Genomic DNA, 18,432 nt, shown 5'->3' with positions numbered 1-18,432 from the left:
CACACGGTGGCGGTTCATCCGGCGAACATCCGGATCGAGGTCGGTTCGATGCCCTCGGCGAGGTAGAACTCGGCGCCCTTCATGAAGGTGGGCCGCACCGAGTCGTAGTAGGGCACCATGTCCAGGGACTTCACCAGCGCCGCCTCGGCCCGCTCCCACAGCGCGCAGCCGCTCGTGCCGGGCTGGGCGGCGGCCTGGCGGGAGAGGTCGGTGAACTCCTTGTTGTCCAGGTGCCCGTAGTTCACGCCCTGCGGTGGCCGGGTGCCGGCGAAGAACGGGAGCAGCTGGCTGGGCAGGGTGAAACTCAGTGGCGCCATGGACACCTCCCAGTCACCGGTGCTGAACAGCGCCTGGTTCATCCCGGCGGCGTCCACCGGCTGGATCTGCACCCGCGCCCCGACGGCCTGCCAGCGTTGCTGCATCAGTTCCGCCGCGGCGGCCAGCGTCGGACCGAGCACGGTGGGCTGGATCACCTTGATGGCCAACGGTTTCCCGTTCTTGCTCCGGATCCCGTCCGGCCCGGCCGGCCAGCCCGCGGCGTCCAGGGCCTTGGCGGCCGCGGCCGGGTCGGGGGCCGGCAGGTTGCCGGTGACGTTGTCCCCGGTGCACGGCCGTCCGTCGTAGGTGACCACGCCGCGGGAGGGTTTGCCCGCGCCGTTGGTGAGCACCTTGCCGATCTCGTTGAGGTCCACGGCCTGGACCAGGGCCCGGCGCACCGCCGGATCCTGACCGGGGTGCCCGGCGGCCTGGTTGAAGGTGAGCATCCCGATCGGCACCTTCTGGTCGACGCGCGCGAGTTTGAGCGCGGTCAGCCGCTGCTGGTCGGGTCCGAGCACGGTGGCCGCGTTGATCTGCCCGGACACCAACAGGTTCGCCGCGGTGGCCTCGTTCGGGATCACCCGGAAGACGATCTTGTCCGGCAGTCCGGGCTGGTTCTGCGGCCAGTCCCCCGGTCCCCAGGCGAAGTCCTTGCGGCGGGTGAGGGTGTAGTGGTCGTTGGGCACGATCTCCGACAGCACGTACATGCCCGAGCCCTGCTCGCCCTTGGCCAGCCTGGACCGGTCGGCCAGTCCCTTGCCGCAGACGATCGGCAGGGTGCCGATGTTGTTGAGCAGGAAGGCATCCGGCGTGCCACTGGTCACCGTCACGGTGCCGGTGGCCGGGTCCGCGGTGGCCGTGGTGCCGGGCATCACCTGGAGTCCGATCAGCGGCGAGTTGTTCTTCGGATCACCGATGTGCGCGATGTTGGCGGCCACGTCCGCCGCGGTCAGCGGCGCGCCGTCGGAACAGGTGATGCCAGGACGCAGGGTGAACTTGGCGGTCTTGGTGTCGGCCTCCCACTTGGCCGCGAGGCCGGTCAGGAATTCGCCGCGCGGCCCGAGGCTGATCAGCCTGCTGTAGAGGAAGGCGCCCACGCCGCGGGCGACCGACAGCGAGGTGATCGCGGGGTCCAGGGTGCCCGGTTCCACCGCGATGGCGATGGTGAAGGTCTTGCCGTCGGCCAGTTTCCGGTTCCCGGCGGCCGAATCACCCGGCGCGCCGCAGCCGGCGGCCCCGAGGGCGGCGATGCCGAGCACGGCGATCGCGGTGCGCACAGATCTCATCGTCTTCTCCCGGACTGGGTCGGGTCTCAACCGGCGCGGAGGTGGTCGACGGCGAGCCGGGCGGCCCGGCCGATCGAGGCGTCCACCGCGGGCAACCGCTCGTCGAGGGTGTGCGCGCGGGTGAACACGGCGACCGCGTAGCGGCGCCCGTCCGGGTAGGTGATCACCCCGGCTTCGTTGCGGACCGCGGGCAGCGTGCCGGTTTTGGCCGCCAGCTTGACCGCCGAGTCGAACCCGGAGGTGAGCCGGTGCGGCCAGATCTGCTCCGCCATGATCTTCCGGACCCGCTCGCAGGCCGCGGGCGGCCCGGCGCGGTCGGTCCACACCGCCTCCAGCAACGCGGTGATCTCCCTCGGGGTGGAGGAGGTGGTCCGCTCGGGGTCCACAATGGACAGTTGCCACACCTGTTCCGGCGGGAGCTGGGCAAAACCCTGCTCCAGGTCCAGGCCATCCATGTCCAGTTCGGCGTACGCCGAGTCGAACAGGCCCTGGCAGTCGCCGATCAGCCGGGTGCGCCGCAGGTCCAGATCGCTGAGCACGGCGTCGATCGCGGCCTGGCCGACCCGCTGATAGATCACGTCGGTGGCCGCGTTGTCACTCATGATCATCATGAACCGGGCCAGGTCCCGCCAGCTCATCTCGACATCGTCCGCACTGCCCGCGGTGCCGATCCCGCCGATCCGGTACCGGGCGGTGACCACGGTCCGCTCGGTCTCGTCCAGCCGCCCGGCCGCGACCTCCCTGGCGTAGGCCACCGCCACCGGGATCTTGAACACCGAGGCCAGCACCACCGGCTCGTCCGCACTGACCGAGACCTCCGCCCCGCCGGTCACTCCGACCTCACGCGCGTGCACGAAGCCCCGGGCGCCCGCCGCGGTGAACACCTCGGTGATCCGCTCGACGATGTCGCTCATGCCGACACCCGCCGATCCGCCCGGGTGGTGTGCAGGAACTTCGCCCGCCCCTGCCCGTCATCCCCGACAAACGCGTGCGGCAGGTACCCGCCGATCGCCGGTTCGGCCACCAGGAACACATCCCGCTGCCAGGGCAGCAACTCCTTCGTCTGCTCCGCACGGCCCTGCATGTCCGCGATCAGCCCCTTGGGCGTCATGGTCAGCCACAGCCGCCCCTCGGCGTCCTGGCTCACCACCCGGTCCACCACCGAGGAGGAGTACTTGCCCACGTACCGCGCCGCATCGGCCGGGGCCGGGGCCGGATCCGGTTCGGGCAACCCTGGCAGTTCCACTCCGGTGAGGTCGCGCACCAGCCGGGTCACGATGTTCTCGGCCAGCCCCAACGGATTGCCGCCGTTGGTCAGCAGCGCCACCGCGACCCCGTGCTTCGGCACCAGCCGCAGGAACGCGGATTGCCCAATGGTCCCACCGTCATGTCCAACAACTGTCCCTTGTGGACGGTGAAACAGCTCCCAGCCCAGCCCCCAGGAATCACCCACCACCCGCAATTCCGGCAGCTCCACCTCGACCGCCCGCATGGCCCGCGCACTCGCCGCCGAAAGCACCCGGGTGCCATCGGCCGCGAGGCCGTCGGCGAGGTGCATCCGGGCGAAGGCGATCAGGTCCCTGGCGGTCATCGCCAGCATCGACCCGGCCGGACCGTTGGAGCGCAACATGCCCCACACCGGCGCGACCCGTTGCGGCCGCTCCGGATCCGGCCGCAGATGCCCCACCGCGACCCGGTGCAGGATCGCTTCATACGGCCCCGCCGCGGCGTGCGTCAGCCCCAGCGGCCCGAACAGGTGCTCCCGCAGGCAGTCCTCCCAGCACTTCCCGCGCAGCACCTCCACGATCCGCCCCAGCACCGAGTACCCGGCGTTGTTGTACCCGAACAACTCCCCCGGCTCGAAGACCTGCGCGACGTCCCGGAGCAGGTCCACGTACTTCGCCACACAGTCGTCCCCGCGCCCGGTGTCGGTCATGATGTCGCCCTCGAAGCCCGCCGTGTGGCTGAGCAACTGCCGCACCGTGATCCGCGCCGCCGCGGTCTCCGCCGCCAACCGGAACTCCGGCAGGTAGGTCCGCACCGGCGCGTCCAGCTCCACCAGCCCGTCATCCACCAGCTGCAGGACCAGCGTCGCCGTCCACACCTTGGTGATCGACCCGATCTGGAACACCGAATCCGTGGTCGCCCCGACCCCGGTGTTCTGGTTCAGCACCCCGGCCGCGGCCTCGACCACCGCATCCCCGGCCAGCACCGCCACACTCGCCGCCGGCACCTCGTGCGCGGCCAGCAGTTCCGGCAGCCGCTCCCGCAGCCAGCCGTCGATCTCCGCAAGCTTCGACATCCGCGCCCTTCGCCCTTCGCCCTGACGTGACCTGGATCACGACCAACGCTAGGCATGGGCGGCTGCGGGCACCTCGTGGCAGCGGACGAATCTGGGACGCGGAATCCGTCGGCGCGAACGAACCGCCTACCCCGCGATCCACCTGGCGAACTTCCGCACCGCCTCGACCACCGTCTCCGGCTCCGGCGGCGCGGCCGGGAACAACGCCAGGATCTCCGCGTCCGTCACCCCCCGCGCCCGCGACGCCGCCTCCCGCAGCACGCCCCGATCCACCCCAAGCCCCCCACGCACCGCCGCCCGCACCCCGTCCCGCCGGTACTCATGCCAGTCCTCCCCCCGCCGATACTCCAGCCCGGGCTGCTCCGCGACGCACTCCCGCAGCGGCCCGCCGGGCCTGGTCTGGGTGGCGCAGGAACCGGGGTCCCAGCTCGTGCTGCCGATGATCGAGACGCGGTGCTCGGGCCGGTTCGCCGCCGGGTCCACGGGGGTGAGTTGCCAGCCGCGGTCGCCCAGGGTGCGGTGGTAGCCGGGGAGGTCGGTGATCGCCAGTTCGGCGCGGGTGTGGCGGGCGGCGGCCAGCCTGCGGTCGGGTTCGCTCAGCTCCGGGCTCGCGACCGCCAGGACGTGCAGGAAGCCGTAGGCGATGGCCAGGGTCAGGGCGAGGAAGCCGAGTGACAGGTACCAGCGGCGCAGCAGGATTCCGGCCACCAGGGCGAAGGGCACCCCGCCCAGCAGCAGGCCGGTGCGGCCGGTGCTCAGCACGCCCTCGCTGACGGTGACGCTGAGCCACCAGCCCAGCCCGCCCACGCCGCCGACCAGCACCGACCAGCAGATCCGGCCGCCTCTGGTGTCGGTGAGCGCGGAGGCCGCGGGGGTCAGCGTGGCCATCAGGTAGAGCAGCGCGAGCCCGGCCGGGATCACCACCAGGCCCACCAGCGCGCCCGCCGGGCCGAGTACCAGCACGCTGGCCACCACCACGGACAGGCCGAAGATCACCCCGACCGCGCCCACCACACCCGAGGTGAGCACCTGTGCGAGTGCGTGGGCGAGCAGGCGCCGGGTGGTCACGACCGTGGTCTCGGGCACCCCGAGAACTTGGCACATCGACCCGTATCGGGGAAATCCGCGGTTCTACGCACCGGCAGCCGACCGCCCGGTGGGGGCGCGGTCGGCTGCCGGGACGGGGTTCAGCGCTTCATGCCGTGTTCGATGGCCTCGATGATCCGCGGCCGCAGTTCGGCGGCGCTGATGATCGCGTCCACCGAGCCGACCTCGACCGCGCGCTGGATGCTGTGCACCCGGTCGAACTCCGCGGCCACCTCGCCGAGCTTCTCCGCCCGGACCGAGGAGCGCACCTCGGCCAGCTGGGTGGTCAGCCCGGCCCGTTCGGCGCCACTGGCCGCCGAGACCAGGGCCTGCAACTCGACCACCCTCGGGTCGGTGGCGGTGCGGTTGTTGACCTCGCCGGAGAACACCACGGCCGCCGCCGGGGCGCCGCCGAGCACGGAGGCGAAGGAGCCCTCCAGCGCGAGCACGGTCATGTTCGGGTTGAGTGCCTTGGAGAAGACCACGAACGCGCCGCCGTGGTAGCGGGAGATCACGCAGAACACGATCGGGCCGTCGAAGTTGACGATCGCCCGGCCGATCTCCGCGCCGTACTCCAGTTGCAGCTTGCGCATCGACTCCGGCGAGCCGTCGAAGCCGGACAGGTTGGCCAGCACCACCAGCGGCCGGTTGCCCGAGGCGGAGTTGATCGCCCGCGCGGTCTTCTTGGACGAGCGCGGGAACAGGGTGCCCGCGGTGTAGGTGTCCGGGCCGTCGGTGGGCGGGAAACCGCGGCGTGGCACCGACTTGGACTCGATGCCGATCAGGCAGACCGGCCAGCCGCCGATGTGCACGTCCTGCACCGCCGAGGTGTCCGCGTCGGCCATCCCGGCCCAGCGCTCCAGCACCGGGTGGTCCTGGTCGGACAGGGCCCGCATCACGGTGCGGATGTCGAACGGCTTCTTGCGGTCCGGGTTGTGCGTGCTGGAGAAGATCTCGCCGACGGTCTTGAACTCGCTGTCCACGATCGCGTGCGGGTACGGCGTGACGTCCCGGTTGGCCGGGTCATTGGTCACCGCCCGGCGCGGCGCGGTCTCGCCCGGCACCACGTAGGTGTGGTCGTAGTGCCCCATCAGCACATCGCGGGCGCCCGGCAGGTGCGGCGCCCAGTACTGCGCCTGGCCGTTGGGCCCCATCACCCGGTCGTAGCCGCCGATGCCGAAGTTGTCCTCGGCCGAGACGCCGCCGGAGAAGTCCAGCGACTGCTTGCCGGTGAGCACCATCGCCGAGTCCGGCGTCATCACCAGGATGCCCTTGGTGTGCATGAGCATGGTGGCTTCGGCGTTCCAGTACGGCTGCGCGCCCACGGTGATCCCGGCGACCACGATGTTGATCTCGCCACCGGCCTGGGTGAACTCCACGATCCGCTTGAGCGCCGCGGCCACCCAGTCCATGTTCTCGGTACCCGAGGTCATCGAGATCCGCGCACCGGCGGAGAGCGCGAACCACTCCAGGGGGACCTGCATCCGTTCGGCCAGGTCCAGCGCGGCGATGATCCGCGAGCACTCCGGCTCCGAGAGTGCGCCCAGGGCCTTGGTCGGGTCGCCCAGCAGCAGCACCCGGGTCACGCCCTCGGGCACCCGCTCGGTCGGCGTGCGCACCACCCCGGCCACCAGCGCCGCACTGTTCTTGCCCTTGGGCCGATCCACCGGGACCAGCACGCCCTGCTCGTCCAGGTCGTGCTCGACGAAGGCGCCCGTGGGCCCGGCGAGCAGGTCGGTCAGCTCGTACGGGTAGGTGTTGCCGCGGCGGGCCGCGCGCAGCACCTTCTGCCGGTAGTCATCCAGCGGCCGCACCGGTTCGGTGTCCGGCTCGCCCACGTGCAGCCGGGCGCCGTTGCCGGGGTCCAGGGTGATCCGCACCGAGACCTCGGTCAGCTCGCCGCTGGACTTGCGGCGGCGGGCCAGGAACTGGACCTCCTCCAGCCCGGCGCCGGTGGCGGTCGGCAGGATCCGCTGCACCAGCTGGTTCAGCTCGTCGGTGGCCAGCTCGGTGGAGGGCCAGACGTACATCATGATCCGGTTGGTGTCGAAGCGCTTGTTCTGCGGGCGCTGCGCCTGGATGTTGCGGATCGCGCCCAGGCAGGCGTTGACGCCGTCCTCCACCGCGGGCAGCGCGACCAGGCGGCCCTCGGACTCGCGCAGCGGGGTGAGGTCGCGGATCTGGCCCATCGCGATCAGCCGCTCGTCGGCCGGGTTGCTCTTGGCCACCGCCTTGAACAGGTAGATCTCCTCATCGGCCGAGGGCAGCCGGGTGAGGTCGAACTCGCGCAGCCGCTCCAGCTGCAGCCGCTGGGCGATCTGCGGGTGCAGTCCGCGGATCAGCCGGTCCTCGGCGAACCCGTCGGCCTCGGGGCGGAAGGTGAAGTGGTGGTGCATGACCGCGCCGCTGGTGCCTGCCACCGTGGTGGTGATCCGGCGGACCGCGACCGGCGGCGGGTGCGCGGCGAGCAGTTCGCCCAGCCGCACCGCCATCGCGTCCGCGTCGGGCTGGTCCTCCCAGGTGACGTAGAGGTCGGCGACCAGCGCGTGCTCGGCCACGCCGTTGGCGAAGCCGCCGAGGGCTGCGATGGCCTCGGGCAGTGCGGCGATGTCCACCGCGGTGGTGACCAGCCGGGCCGCGCCGTCGTCCCCGGTGTGCTCGGCGGTGACGAACCGGCAGCCGGCGGTGTCGGTGGCGGTGACCTCGGACAGGCCGCGGTTGCCGTAGTAGCGGCGGGTCAGGACTTCCAGCAGCGGCGCGTGGTCGCGGCCGGGGCGGCCGATGCGCTGGCCGATCAGCCGGACCAGCGGTTCGGAGCAGGCGACCATGGCCTGGATCCGCTCGGCGCGGTCGGCGGCGTCCGGGTTGCGGTCCAGGTGCCGCAGTTCGTCCCGGATCTCGGCGTAGACCTTGGCCCTGGTGCGGCGCAGCAGCGGCTGGGCGTACCAGCGGAACACCACGCCACGAGCCAGGTCGGACACCGCCGGGAAGCGCACCTGGGTGGCCTGCACCAGGTGTTCCAGCGCCAGGCCCGCACGCTCCCGCAGCGATTCCAGCGGCGCGGCGCCTGCCAGCCACTGGCGCAGCAGCTCGGAGACGATCGCGACGTCGACCGACATCCGTTGCTGGGCCAGGAAGATGCGGAAGACCGCGGCCTCCAGCTCCGGGGTGCGGTCCAGCTCGGTGACGCCGTAGTGGCCGAGCACCCGGCGCAGGTTGGCCTGGAAGTCCTCGGTGACCCCGGCCCGTTCCACGTCCAGGCTCTGCAGGTAGCTGTGGAAGTACTCGCGCGGGCTGTGCACCGGGCTGTGCGGTTCGACCTCCAGCTCGTTGCCGGGCTTGTTGCGGCTCAGCTCGGAGAGGTCGGCGAAGACGGTGAGCAGGTCCAGCTCGCCGGGCAGCGGCCTGCTGCCCAGTTCGGCACGGGCGGTCAGGTATTCGGCCAGCACCCGGCCGTTGTCGTGCGGGTCGACGTCGAAGCCCAGCAGCAGGCTGCGCAGGTCCTGCAGGCCGCGCTCGGCCCGGTGCGCCGCGGAGATCCCGGACTGCTCGGTGGGCAGGTCGATCTCGACCGTGCCGGTCTCCTCGGCGGCGGCTTCCTCGGCGCCTTCCTCGGCCAGGGGTTCCAGGCGCAGCAGCGGGGTGCCGGTCTCGACCTGGCTGCCCACCGACACCGGGCATTCGCGGACCCTGGCCCGGAACGGCGCGCGCAGCACCATTTCCATCTTCATGCTTTCCAGCACCAGGATCGGCGCGCCGGACTCGACCTCGTCACCGGCGGCCAGGGGGGTGGCGACCACCAGCGCGGGCGCGGGGGCGCGGACCACGCCGCCCTCATCGCGGCTGATCCGGTGCGTGACGCCGTCGACCTCGACCAGGTGGATCGGGCCGTGGGTGGCCGAGACCAGCCGGAACCGGCGGCCGTTGACCACGATCTGGCCGAAGTGCTCGTCGAAGCGCTCCACCTCGATCTCGGCGGTGTGCACGTCGCCGCCGCCGGAGATGCCCGCCCGGAAGCGGTTGGGGCCGGTGCGGGCCACCGAGACCCGGTAGCCGACACCACGCAGCTTGAGGTCCAGGGGGCGGCCGGCCTCGTGCTGGACCTGCGGGCGGCCGCCGTGCGCGGTGGAAAGCAGCCGCTGCCTGCCGACCTCTTCCTCGTCCAGGTAGGCCTCGATGGCGGCGGCGGCCAGTGCGATGGCGGAGTGCCGGTGGTTGACCAGGCGGCCTTGCGCGCGCACCCGGTCGATCCAGCCGGTGTCCGCGCTGGCGTCGATCACCTCGGGCTGGTCGAGCAGGTCGAGCACGAAGCTCTTGTTGGTCGCGCCGCCCTCGATGATCACCGTGGTCTCGGCCATCGCCCGGCGCAACCGGCCGAGGGCCTGCTCGCGGTCCTGGCCGTAGGCGATGATCTTGGCGATCATCGAGTCGAAGTCACCGGGGATGGTGTCGCCCTCGCTGACGCCGGTGTCCACCCGGATGCCGGGTCCGGCCGGCAGCACCAGGCGGGCGATCCGGCCGGGGGCGGGGGCGAAGTCGCGGTCCGGGTCCTCGGCGTTGAGCCGGGCCTCCACCGCGTGCCCGAGTTCGGCGGGCTGCTCGCCGTCGAGCTTGCCGCCACCGGCCACGTGCAGCTGGAGCCGGACCAGGTCGGTGCCGGTGGTGATCTCGGTGATCGGGTGCTCGACCTGGAGCCGGGTGTTGACCTCCAGGAAGGCGAACAGCTTCTCGCCGGGGTGGTAGAGGAACTCCACCGTGCAGGCGCCGCGGTAGCCCACCCGCACGGCCAGCCGCTCGGCGGAGGCTTTCAGCTCGGCGGTCTGCGCCGGGGACAGCAGCGGGGAGGCGGACTCCTCGATGATCTTCTGGTTGCGCCGCTGCACCGAGCAGTCGCGCACACCCAGCGCCCAGGCGGTCTCCCCGTCGGAGATGACCTGGACCTCCACGTGCCGCGCCCCGGTGACCAGGCGTTCCAGGAACACCACGCCGGAACCGAAGGAGCGCAACGCTTCCTGGCTGGTGCGCTCGTAGGCCTCGGCCAGGTCCGCGCCGGAGGCGACCATGCGGATACCGCGCCCGCCGCCGCCCGCGGTGGCCTTGAGCATCAGCGGGTAGCCGATCTCGTCCCCGGCGCGCAGCGCGTCTTCCAGGGTGGCGACCTCGCCGCGGCTCCACGGCGCGACCGGCACGCCGACCTCCTCGGCGATCAGCTTGGCGCCGATCTTGTCGCCGAGTTTGCGCATGGCGTCGGCGCTGGGGCCGACGAAGGTGACGCCGACCTTCTCGCAGAGTTCGGCGAAGGCCGGGTCCTCGGCGACGAAGCCCCAGCCGACCCAGGCGGCGTCCGCGCCGGATTCGACCAGCGCGCGCTTCAGCACGGCCAGGTCGAGGTAGGGGCGGTTCGCGGCCGGGCCGAGCGGGTAGGTGAGATCGGCCTCCCGGACGAAGGTCGCGTTGCGGTCGGCGTCGGTGTAGAGCGCGACCGTCTCGATCCGCTTCCCGGTTTCCGCCGAGAGATCCCGGACGGCGTGGATGAGCCGCATCGCGGCCTCTCCACGGTTGACGATGGCGACACGACTGAACACCGGCAGAGCCTCCCAAGTACGCGCGTGCGGAAGGCGACGTCCGGGTCCCGGAGCGTCGCCTGCACCGAGTACATACCCTGCTGGATCGCAGTCGCGCGAACCTATGTCCCGGATCGCGCATGCCGGGGCCGTCACTTTGTAGGGAACCTACAAAGGGTGGGCTGCCTTACACCACCCCTACCCCGATTCGCACCAGATCTGCCACAAAGCGGAAGTGAACAAGACTGCCGGTTGTCCGGTTCGGGGCCCAGCCGGCCGCGGCGACGGCCGGCTGAGCGCGGCGGCTCAGGCGACGGTGGCGTCGATGGTCACCGGGATGGTCGGGCCCAGTGCCTTCGAGTAGGGGCAGATCTGGTGGGCCTCCCGGCCCAGCCGCTCGGCGGTGTCCTGGTCGATGCCGGTGACCTCCAGGTGCAGGGCGGCGCTGAGGGTGAACGAGCCGGCGCCGTCGTGGTGCAGGGTCACCTCGGCCACCACCGCGAGGTCCTTGAGCGGCACCTTGGCGGCGGTGGCGGCGCGGCGGGTGGCGCCGAGGAAGCAGGAGGCCCAGCCCGCGGCGAGCAGCTGTTCGGGGTTGGTCGCGCCGCCGGCGCCACCCAGTTCCTTGGGGATGGCGAAGCGGACGTCCAGGGCGCCGTCGGCTGCCACGGCGCGGCCGCCGTTGCGGCCCTCGCCGGTCACGGTCACGGCGGCGGTGTACTCAGTCGCTGTCATGCCGACCACCAGACCAGCCCCGTGCACACTCCCCGCGAACGAGTTGTTGACGCGCAGCTCCAGACCCGGTCACCAGCCCGCTCCGCCGCCCAGTTGGCCCAACTCGTACGCCAAGTTGGCCCAAGTGGGCGTACCACTTTGCCCAAGTCGACGGTGGCGGCGGGGCCGGGCACTAGGCCGATCGGGCCTAGGGTGGGGCGGGTGAGCAGACGGCTGCGGTTCGAGTTGCTGGGTCCGGTCCGCGCCTGGCTGGATGGGGCCGAGACCGATCTGGGGGCGCCGCAGCAACGCGCGCTGCTGGGGGTGCTGTTGCTGCATGAGGGCACGGTGGCCACCCAGGACGTGCTGGTCGAGGCGGTGTGGGGCAGTGCGCCGCCGCCCGCGGTCGGCGGCATGGTGCGTTCCTACATCTCCCGGCTGCGCCGCGCGCTCGGCGATGCCCGGCCCGCCTCGGTGATCCGGTCGGTGGCCGGTGGCTACGCGCTGGCCACCGAACCCGGTCAGCTGGACCTGGCCGACTTCCAGCAGCAGCTCTCCGCCGCCCGCGAGGCCCGCCGCACCGGCGAACTCGACGCCGAGGCCACCGCGTTGCGGGCCGCCCTCGAACTGTGGCAGGGCCTGCCCCTGGCCGGGGTGCGCGGGGAGTACGCCGAGCGGGAACGCGAACGGCTGCGGCAACTGCGGCTCACCGCGGCGGAGGACCTGGCCGCGGCCGAACTGGAACTGGGCAGGCACGTCGAGGCGGTCTCCGCGCTCACCCCGCTGATCATCGAGGAGCCGCTGCGGGAACGCGCCCGGGTGCTGATCATGCTGGGGCTCTACCGCTCCGGCAGGCAGGCCGAGGCGCTGGAGCTGTACCAGGACGCGGTGCGCCGCTTCACCGACGAACTGGGCCTGGACCCCGGCGCGGAACTACGCGAGATGCAGCGCCGCATCCTGCGTGCCGACCCCGGCCTGACCGGACCCACCCCGGTGCGCCCGCTGTCCTCGGCCGAACGCGCCCGCAAACCCATGCAGCTGCCCCCGGACCTGCCCGAGTTCACCGGCCGCCAGGCCCTGCTGACCGGGATCGCCGCCCAGCTGCGCCCCCAGGAATCCGGGGTGCCGGTGCACGCCTTCACCGGCGGGCCCGGCATCGGCAAGACCGCCGCCGCGGTGCACCTGGCGCACCTGGTCGCCGAGCACTTCCCGGACGGGCAGTTCTACGTCTACCTGCGCGGCGCCCAGACCCCCGACCCGCTGCCGGTGCTGCTGCGCGCGCTGGGCGTCACCGAGGTCCCGGCGGACGGAGCCGAGCGCAGCGCGCTGTGGCGCACCCTCACCTGCGGGCAGCGCATCCTGCTGGTCGCCGACGACGCGGTGGACGAGGACCGGATCCGCGCCGTGCTGCCCGGCACCGGCGGCCCCGCGATGCTGCTCACCGCACGCCAACGGCTACACGGCCTCACCCACGCCCGCTGGCACACCCTGCCCGGCCTCGACCCCCACGAACAGCGCGAACTGCTGGCCCGCACGATCGGCGCGGACCGCCTCGACACCGACCCCGAGTCGGTGCGGGCCCTGCTCGCGCACGCCGACGGCCTGCCCCAGGTGCTGCACAACGTGGCCGCCCGGCTGGCCGCCCGCCCGGACTGGAGCCTGGCCACCGCCCTCCGCCGCCTCAGCGCCCCAGCCGTGCCGCCCGCCGAGGATCCTTACGCCGCCACCCTGCAAGCGCTTCCCGCCGACCAGGGCCGGGCGCTGCGGCTGCTCGCCGTGCCCGACGGCGACAGCACCACGCTGCCCGCCGCCGCGGCCCTCCTGGACGCCGACCCGGCCACCACCGAGGACCTCCTCGACGCCCTGGTCGAGACACACCTCCTAGAGCCGGTGGCCGAGGGCCGCTACCGGCTGCGCGGACCACTGCGCCGCGCCGCCCGCGCCCAGGCCCTCATCACCGACGGCGAGGCCGCCTGCCAGGCCGCCCTGACCCGGCTGACCCGGCACCATCTGGACACCGCGGCCAGCTGGAATCCGGCCGACGAACCCAACCGCTGGGCCCTGGCCGCACAGGCCGGCAAGATCGCCGACGCCCCCGCACAGGACCTCGCCCGGCTGCTCGCCAAGGACCCGGCCAGCTCCCGTTAACCCACGCGCAACCGGTCCGATACCGCGTATTAGGTTGCGCGCATGACCAAGCACCAACCACGACGGGGTGGCTGACCAACAATGCGACTAAGCCGGAAGCCCACCAGTCGGCGGTTCTTCGAGCTGTTCACCGAAGCCGGTGCGAACATCGCCGCCAGCGTGGACGTGCTGCGGGAGTTCGTGCGCGCGCCCGATGAGCGGCGTGCCGAGCTGGCCGAGCGCCTGCACGAGCTGGAGCACGTCGGTGACCGTGCCACGCACGCCATCATCGAGCACCTGGACCGGTCCTTCGTCACCCCGTTCGACCGCGAGGACATCTACCGCCTCGCGGTCCGCCTCGACGATGTGGTCGACGACATCGACGCCGCGGTCGACCTGACCATGCTGTACCGGGTGGACGTGCTGCCCGAGGGCGTGGACGACCAGGTCGAGCTGCTCAGCCGGGCCGCCCAGCTCACCGCCGAGGCGCTGCCCAGGCTGGCCGACCCGCAGGGGCTGACCGACTACTGGGTCGAGATCAACTCGCTGGAGAACGAGGCGGACAAGGCCTACCGGCGACTGCTCTCCCGGCTTTACGACGGGCGGCTGGAAGCCCTGGAGGTCATGAAGCTCAAGGAGATCGTCGACCAGCTGGAGGCCGCCGCGGACGCCTTCGAGCACGTCGCCGACGTGGTGCGCACCATCGCGGTCAAGGAATCCTGATGCTGTCCACCATGCTTGTGGTGGTGGTCGTGCTCGCGCTGGCCTTCGACTACACCAACGGCTTCCACGACGCGGCCAACGCCATCGCCTCCGCGGTGTCCACCAGAGCGCTCACCCTGCGCGCGGCACTGGCCCTGGCGGCGGTGATGAACCTGATCGGCGCGCTGCTGGGCACCGCGATCGCGGTCACCGTGGCCTCCGGGGTGATCGACACCCCGGTCGGCGACCACGGGTTGCGGGTGGTGCTGGCCGCCCTGGTCGGGGCCACCGTGTGGAACCTGATCACCTGGTACTTCGGCCTGCCGTCCTCCTCCTCGCACGCGCTGATCGGCGGTCTGGTCGGCGCGGCGCTGGCCTCGGCCACCACCGTGCACTGGTCCGGGGTGCTGATCAAGGTGGTGGTGCCGATGGTGGTCTCACCGCTGGTCGGGCTGACCCTGGGCTACCTGGTGATGACCGGGATCATGTGGGCCTTCCGCAACGGCAACGCGCACAAGGTGGGTCGCGGCATGCGCCGGGCGCAGATCGTCTCCGCCTCCAGCCTGGCGCTGGGTCACGGCCTGCAGGACGCGCAGAAGAGCATGGGCGTGATCGTGCTGGCCCTGGTCATCGGCGGTCAGCAGGTCGGCTTCCACGTCCCGTTCTGGGTGGTGCTGGCCTGTGCGCTGGCACTGGCCGCCGGCACCTACGCGGGCGGCCTGCGGATCATGCGCACGCTGGGCAGGCGGATCTTCCACCTGACCCCGCCGCACGGTCTGGCCGCCGAACTGGCCGCGTCCTCGGTGCTGTACCTGACCGCGTTCGTCTTCGCCGCGCCGATCTCCACCACGCACGTGATCACCTCGGCGGTGATGGGCGTGGGGGCCACCACCCGGCGCTCGGCGGTGCGCTGGTCGGTGGCGGCCGATATCGCCAAGGGCTGGGTGCTGACCCTGCCCGGTTCGGCGGCGGTGGCCGCGGCCACCTACGGCATCACGGCGTTGTGGTGACGCGGTTCCCGGCGCAGCAGGTCCGTCACCGCGGCTGGCCAGTCCGGGAAGTCGAAGCGGAAACCCGCCTCCAGCAGTCGTCCTGGCACCACCCGCCTGCTTTTCAGCAGTAGTTCGGTGTCGGAGCGGAGGGCGAACGCACCCAGTTCGGTCATCCACTTCGTGGCCGGCAGGCCCACCGGGATCCCTTGTGCCGCACGCAGTGCGCGCATGAGGTCCCGGTGCGGCAGTGGGTTCGGCGCGGCCAGGTTGACCGGGCCGGTCAGCTCCGGGTGGTCCAGGAGGAAGGTCACCGCGCGGACCAGGTCCTGGCCGTGGATCCAGGACACGTACTGCTTCCCGCCCGCGACCGGGCCGCCCAGGCCGAGCCGGGTCAGCCGCCGCAGCACGTGGAAGGCGCCGCCGCGTCCTGGGCTCATCACGATCGCGGTGCGCAGGGCGACCTGCCGGGTGTCCGGGGTGCCGGATTCCCGTTGGGCCGCCTCCCAGTTCTCCGCGATCCGCACGCTGTAGGCCCAGTAGTCCGGCACCCCGGGTTCGCCGCCGCCGATCTCGCCGGTGGTCTCGTCGTTGGCCTGGTCGAACCGGTGCGCGTAGATGGTGGCGGTGCTCATCTGCAACCAGGTCGCCGGTGGGCGATCGGCGCGGGCGATGGCTTCGCCGATCACCCGGGTGGAGTGCACCCGGGAGTCCATCATCTCGCGCAGGTTGGCCGCGGTGTAGCGGCAACTCACGCTGCGCCCGGCCAGGTTGACCACCGCGTCGCAGCCGTCGATCCGCCCGGCCCACGGCCCGAGCGTTCGACCGTCCCAGTGCAGCCACTCGATCCCCGGTGTGGGCGCGGGCGCGGGACGCCGGCTCAGCACCACCACCTGATGGCCGAGCGCGACCAGCGCGCGGCCGAGAAATTCCCCGATGTGCCCGGCTCCCCCGGGCAGCACGATCCTCATGGCACCACCGTACAACAGAATTAAGCGATCGCTCAAAACTGCGTTCGACTGGCCGGACCCTGCCAACCCTGGACACCTGCCACACCAGCCGTGGTGCGATCCCCGGATGAAGATCGTGACGACCGCCCGGGTCGCGGCGGTGGTCTGCGTGCTGTTCTCGCTCCCCGGCTGCATGCCCCCACCACCCGCCACCACAGCTGTGGCAGCCCCCACCTCGGGCAAACCCCGGCCCACCGAGACCGTGCCGGAACGGCAGTGGTGCTACGACGGCGTCCCGTACAACCCGCGCAGCCCCGAGTACCGCGGCCCCGGCCCGCACCTGGCCACCGTGGCCGCGCTGCACAGCGGGAGCTGGCTGGTCAGCACGCTGAGTCCAGGCGCCCCGCTGCTACCCCGGCGGTGGTACCCGGCCATGTCCGACCAGCTCGACCGGAACCGGGTGACCCTGGTCGTCTGCGCGTACCTGCCCACCCCGGCGGGCACCCAGCGCACCGGCACCTGTGACTGCGCCGACCAGGAGACCAAACGGCCGCGCGCCGTGGACATCGTGCCCGCCAGTTACAGCTTCACCGTCCTAGAAGCCCGGACCGGGCGGAAAATCGGGCAGTTCACCCTGCCCGGAAGTGAGAACCACTGCCCACGCGGGCTGCTCGTGGCGGGTGCCCAGAACATCGGCCAGCGCGTTGGCGAGGCCGCCTTCGCCGCCGAACTGGATCCTTTTGTGCACGGCAAACGCTGATCCGCGCTGTGATCCGCGCCTCTTTCAGCTGCTGGCTAATTGGGAAGAACCAGATCGGGAGAACGGTTACCCTAATCAGGTGACGCTGGGGGGCTGTCCGGGCCCGTCGCCCATCGTTTCCCCATCCTCCCTGATCACCGCAGGCTCGGATCCGCCAGGAGCACTCCCCATGACGACCAGCACCACCACCGCCCCGCCGCGCCCGGAGCAAGCTCCGGCGCGCCCCGGTCTGCTGATCGGGGTGCTAGTCCTCTCCGCGTTCGTGATGATCCTCAACGAGACCATCATGAGTGTCGCGCTGCGGGACCTCACCGTAGACCTCAAGGTGCCCACCACCACGATCCAGTGGCTGACCAGCGGCTTCCTGCTGACCATGGCCGTGGTCATCCCGACCACCGGCTTCCTGCTCGAACGCTTCACCCCGCGCCAGGTCTTCGCGGTCTCGCTGACCGCGTTCTCCCTGGGCACCCTGCTCTGCGGCGTCGCGCCCGGTTTCGAGGTGCTGCTGGCCGGCCGGGTCGTGCAGGCCGTCGGCACCGCGGTGATGCTGCCGCTGCTGATGACCACCGTGATGCGCCTGGTGCCGCTGGAGCGGCGCGGGGCGACCATGGGCACCATCACCATCGTGATCGCGGTGGCCCCGGCCGTCGGGCCGACCATCGGTGGCGCGGTGCTCTCCTCGCTGGGCTGGCGGTGGATGTTCCTGATCGTGCTGCCGCTGGCGGTCGGCGCCCTGGTGGCCGGCCTGGCCCTGCTGCGCATCCACAGCGAGACCCGCCCGGTGCCGCTGGACCTGTTCTCGGTGCTGCTGTCCGCGCTCGGTTTCGGCGGTCTGCTCTACGGCCTCTCCGCCAGTGGTGAGTCCGCGGGCGGGCATTCGCCGGTGCCGCCGTGGGTCGCGGTGCTCGTCGGCGCGGTGTCGCTGCTGATCTTCGGCTGGCGGCAGCTGCGCCTGCAGCGCGAGGACAAGGCACTGCTGGACCTGCGGCCGTTCACGCACCGTTCGTTCGTGGTCGGGCTCGTGCTCAGCGCACTGCTGTTCGTGTGCCTGATCGGCGCGGGCGCGATCCTGCTACCGCTGTACCTGCAGACCGTGCTGCACACCTCGACCTTCGTCAGCGGCCTCGCGGTGCTGCCCGGCGGTCTGGTGCTCGGTCTGCTCGGCCGCCCGGTGGGCAAGCTGTTCGACAAGGTGGGCGCCCGCCCGCTGGTGATACCCGGCGCGCTGTCCATGGCGGTCTCGCTGTGGCTGTTCTCCTTGCTCGGCCCGGGTTCGCCGCTGCTCGCGGTGATCGGCATCCACGTGCTGCTGATGATCGGCCTCGGCCTGATGATGACCCCGCTGATGACCGAGTCCCTCGGCTCGCTGCCGGAGCAGCTCTACTCGCACGGCAGCGCGATCCTGGCCACGCTCCAGCAGGTGGCGGGCGCGCTGGGCACCGCGGTGTTCATCACCGTGGCCACGGTGGGCAGTGTGGACCGCTCCACCGGCAGCCCGGACGTCGAGGGCCTGCACATGGCCTTCCTGGTGGCCGGTGTCATCGGCCTGGTCGCCCTGGCCGGATCGTTCTTCGTCCGCGCCAAGCAGCCGGGCAGCGCCCCGGCCGCACCGGCCATGCACTGAGAAATCCTGA

Annotated in this window: 12 protein-coding genes; 5 read left to right on the top strand and 7 right to left on the bottom strand. The window is 71.8% G+C overall.

The window, feature by feature from the left end:
* Positions 1-14 precede the first annotated feature (14 nt).
* From ACTOWY_RS21270 to ACTOWY_RS21245, 6 genes are all read right to left on the bottom strand, one after another.
* A complete protein-coding gene (locus tag ACTOWY_RS21270; protein WP_441311403.1) occupies positions 15-1,604 on the bottom strand; it encodes an ABC transporter substrate-binding protein in 1,590 nt (529 codons plus the stop codon).
* A gap of 26 nt (positions 1,605-1,630) precedes the next feature.
* Positions 1,631-2,518 carry a serine hydrolase gene (locus tag ACTOWY_RS21265; RefSeq protein WP_441311402.1) on the bottom strand — a complete coding sequence of 296 codons (888 nt, stop codon included), beginning with the start codon at positions 2,516-2,518 and terminating at the stop codon, positions 1,631-1,633.
* The gene (locus ACTOWY_RS21260) at positions 2,515-3,906 is read right to left on the bottom strand and encodes a serine hydrolase domain-containing protein (RefSeq protein ID WP_441311401.1); all 1,392 of its coding nucleotides are present in this window, start codon (positions 3,904-3,906) and stop codon (positions 2,515-2,517) included. Before ACTOWY_RS21260 ends, ACTOWY_RS21265 begins: the two co-directional genes overlap by 4 nt.
* 126 nt (positions 3,907-4,032) lie before the next feature.
* Positions 4,033-4,992: a hypothetical protein gene (locus ACTOWY_RS21255; RefSeq protein WP_441311400.1), complete on the bottom strand. Its 960-nt coding sequence runs from the start codon at positions 4,990-4,992 to the stop codon at positions 4,033-4,035.
* 101 nt (positions 4,993-5,093) lie between these two features.
* Positions 5,094-10,577 carry an ATP-binding protein gene (locus tag ACTOWY_RS21250; protein ID WP_441311399.1) on the bottom strand — a complete coding sequence of 1,828 codons (5,484 nt, stop codon included), beginning with the start codon at positions 10,575-10,577 and terminating at the stop codon, positions 5,094-5,096.
* A 285-nt stretch (positions 10,578-10,862) separates the two neighbouring features.
* Positions 10,863-11,291, bottom strand: a complete 429-nt coding sequence (locus ACTOWY_RS21245; RefSeq protein ID WP_441311398.1) for an Ohr family peroxiredoxin — start codon at positions 11,289-11,291, stop codon at positions 10,863-10,865.
* Positions 11,292-11,492: 201 nt separating this feature from the next.
* Here ACTOWY_RS21245 and ACTOWY_RS21240 point away from each other — a divergent pair, with 201 nt between their 5' ends.
* The 3 genes from ACTOWY_RS21240 (at position 11,493) to ACTOWY_RS21230 (ending at position 15,109) form a co-directional block, all read left to right on the top strand.
* On the top strand, positions 11,493-13,418 hold the full coding sequence (locus tag ACTOWY_RS21240) for a BTAD domain-containing putative transcriptional regulator (RefSeq protein WP_441311397.1): 1,926 nt from the start codon (positions 11,493-11,495) through the stop codon (positions 13,416-13,418).
* 81 nt (positions 13,419-13,499) lie between these two features.
* Positions 13,500-14,120 (top strand): DUF47 domain-containing protein, encoded by a 621-nt coding sequence (locus tag ACTOWY_RS21235; protein WP_441311396.1) that lies wholly within the window; start codon positions 13,500-13,502, stop codon positions 14,118-14,120.
* A complete protein-coding gene (locus ACTOWY_RS21230; RefSeq protein ID WP_441311395.1) occupies positions 14,120-15,109 on the top strand; it encodes an anion permease in 990 nt (329 codons plus the stop codon). The genes ACTOWY_RS21235 and ACTOWY_RS21230 overlap by 1 nt, the downstream gene beginning before the upstream one ends.
* Here the strand turns inward: ACTOWY_RS21230 and ACTOWY_RS21225 are convergent.
* Entirely contained in the window at positions 15,085-16,059 is a 975-nt protein-coding gene (locus ACTOWY_RS21225) for a TIGR01777 family oxidoreductase (RefSeq protein WP_441311394.1), read from the bottom strand. The genes ACTOWY_RS21230 and ACTOWY_RS21225 overlap by 25 nt on opposite strands.
* A gap of 106 nt (positions 16,060-16,165) precedes the next feature.
* On the opposite strand from ACTOWY_RS21225, the gene ACTOWY_RS21220 reads away from it, so the two are divergent.
* A complete protein-coding gene (locus tag ACTOWY_RS21220; RefSeq protein WP_441311393.1) occupies positions 16,166-16,798 on the top strand; it encodes a hypothetical protein in 633 nt (210 codons plus the stop codon).
* Positions 16,799-16,967: 169 nt separating this feature from the next.
* Positions 16,968-18,422 (top strand): MDR family MFS transporter, encoded by a 1,455-nt coding sequence (locus tag ACTOWY_RS21215; RefSeq protein WP_441311392.1) that lies wholly within the window; start codon positions 16,968-16,970, stop codon positions 18,420-18,422.
* Positions 18,423-18,432 lie beyond the last annotated feature (10 nt).

It is taken from the genome of Crossiella sp. CA198 (assembly GCF_052078295.1).
In the GTDB taxonomy this organism is placed as follows: domain Bacteria; phylum Actinomycetota; class Actinomycetes; order Mycobacteriales; family Pseudonocardiaceae; genus Crossiella.
Note: the sequence above shows the minus strand (reverse complement) of the source record. Positions and strands in the feature narration are given on the sequence as shown.

Excerpts from the sequence above, each read along its gene's own strand:
- ACTOWY_RS21225 (WP_441311394.1), bottom strand. The coding sequence starts at position 16,059 with ATGAGGATCGTGCTGCCCGGGGGAGCCGGGCACATCGGGGAATTTCTC.
- ACTOWY_RS21230 (WP_441311395.1), top strand. The coding sequence starts at position 14,120 with ATGCTGTCCACCATGCTTGTGGTGGTGGTCGTGCTCGCGCTGGCCTTC.
- ACTOWY_RS21245 (WP_441311398.1), bottom strand. The coding sequence starts at position 11,291 with ATGACAGCGACTGAGTACACCGCCGCCGTGACCGTGACCGGCGAGGGC.
- ACTOWY_RS21265 (WP_441311402.1), bottom strand. The coding sequence starts at position 2,518 with ATGAGCGACATCGTCGAGCGGATCACCGAGGTGTTCACCGCGGCGGGC.
- ACTOWY_RS21220 (WP_441311393.1), top strand. The coding sequence starts at position 16,166 with ATGAAGATCGTGACGACCGCCCGGGTCGCGGCGGTGGTCTGCGTGCTG.
- ACTOWY_RS21235 (WP_441311396.1), top strand. The coding sequence starts at position 13,500 with ATGCGACTAAGCCGGAAGCCCACCAGTCGGCGGTTCTTCGAGCTGTTC.
- ACTOWY_RS21270 (WP_441311403.1), bottom strand. The coding sequence starts at position 1,604 with ATGAGATCTGTGCGCACCGCGATCGCCGTGCTCGGCATCGCCGCCCTC.
- ACTOWY_RS21260 (WP_441311401.1), bottom strand. The coding sequence starts at position 3,906 with ATGTCGAAGCTTGCGGAGATCGACGGCTGGCTGCGGGAGCGGCTGCCG.
- ACTOWY_RS21215 (WP_441311392.1), top strand. The coding sequence starts at position 16,968 with ATGACGACCAGCACCACCACCGCCCCGCCGCGCCCGGAGCAAGCTCCG.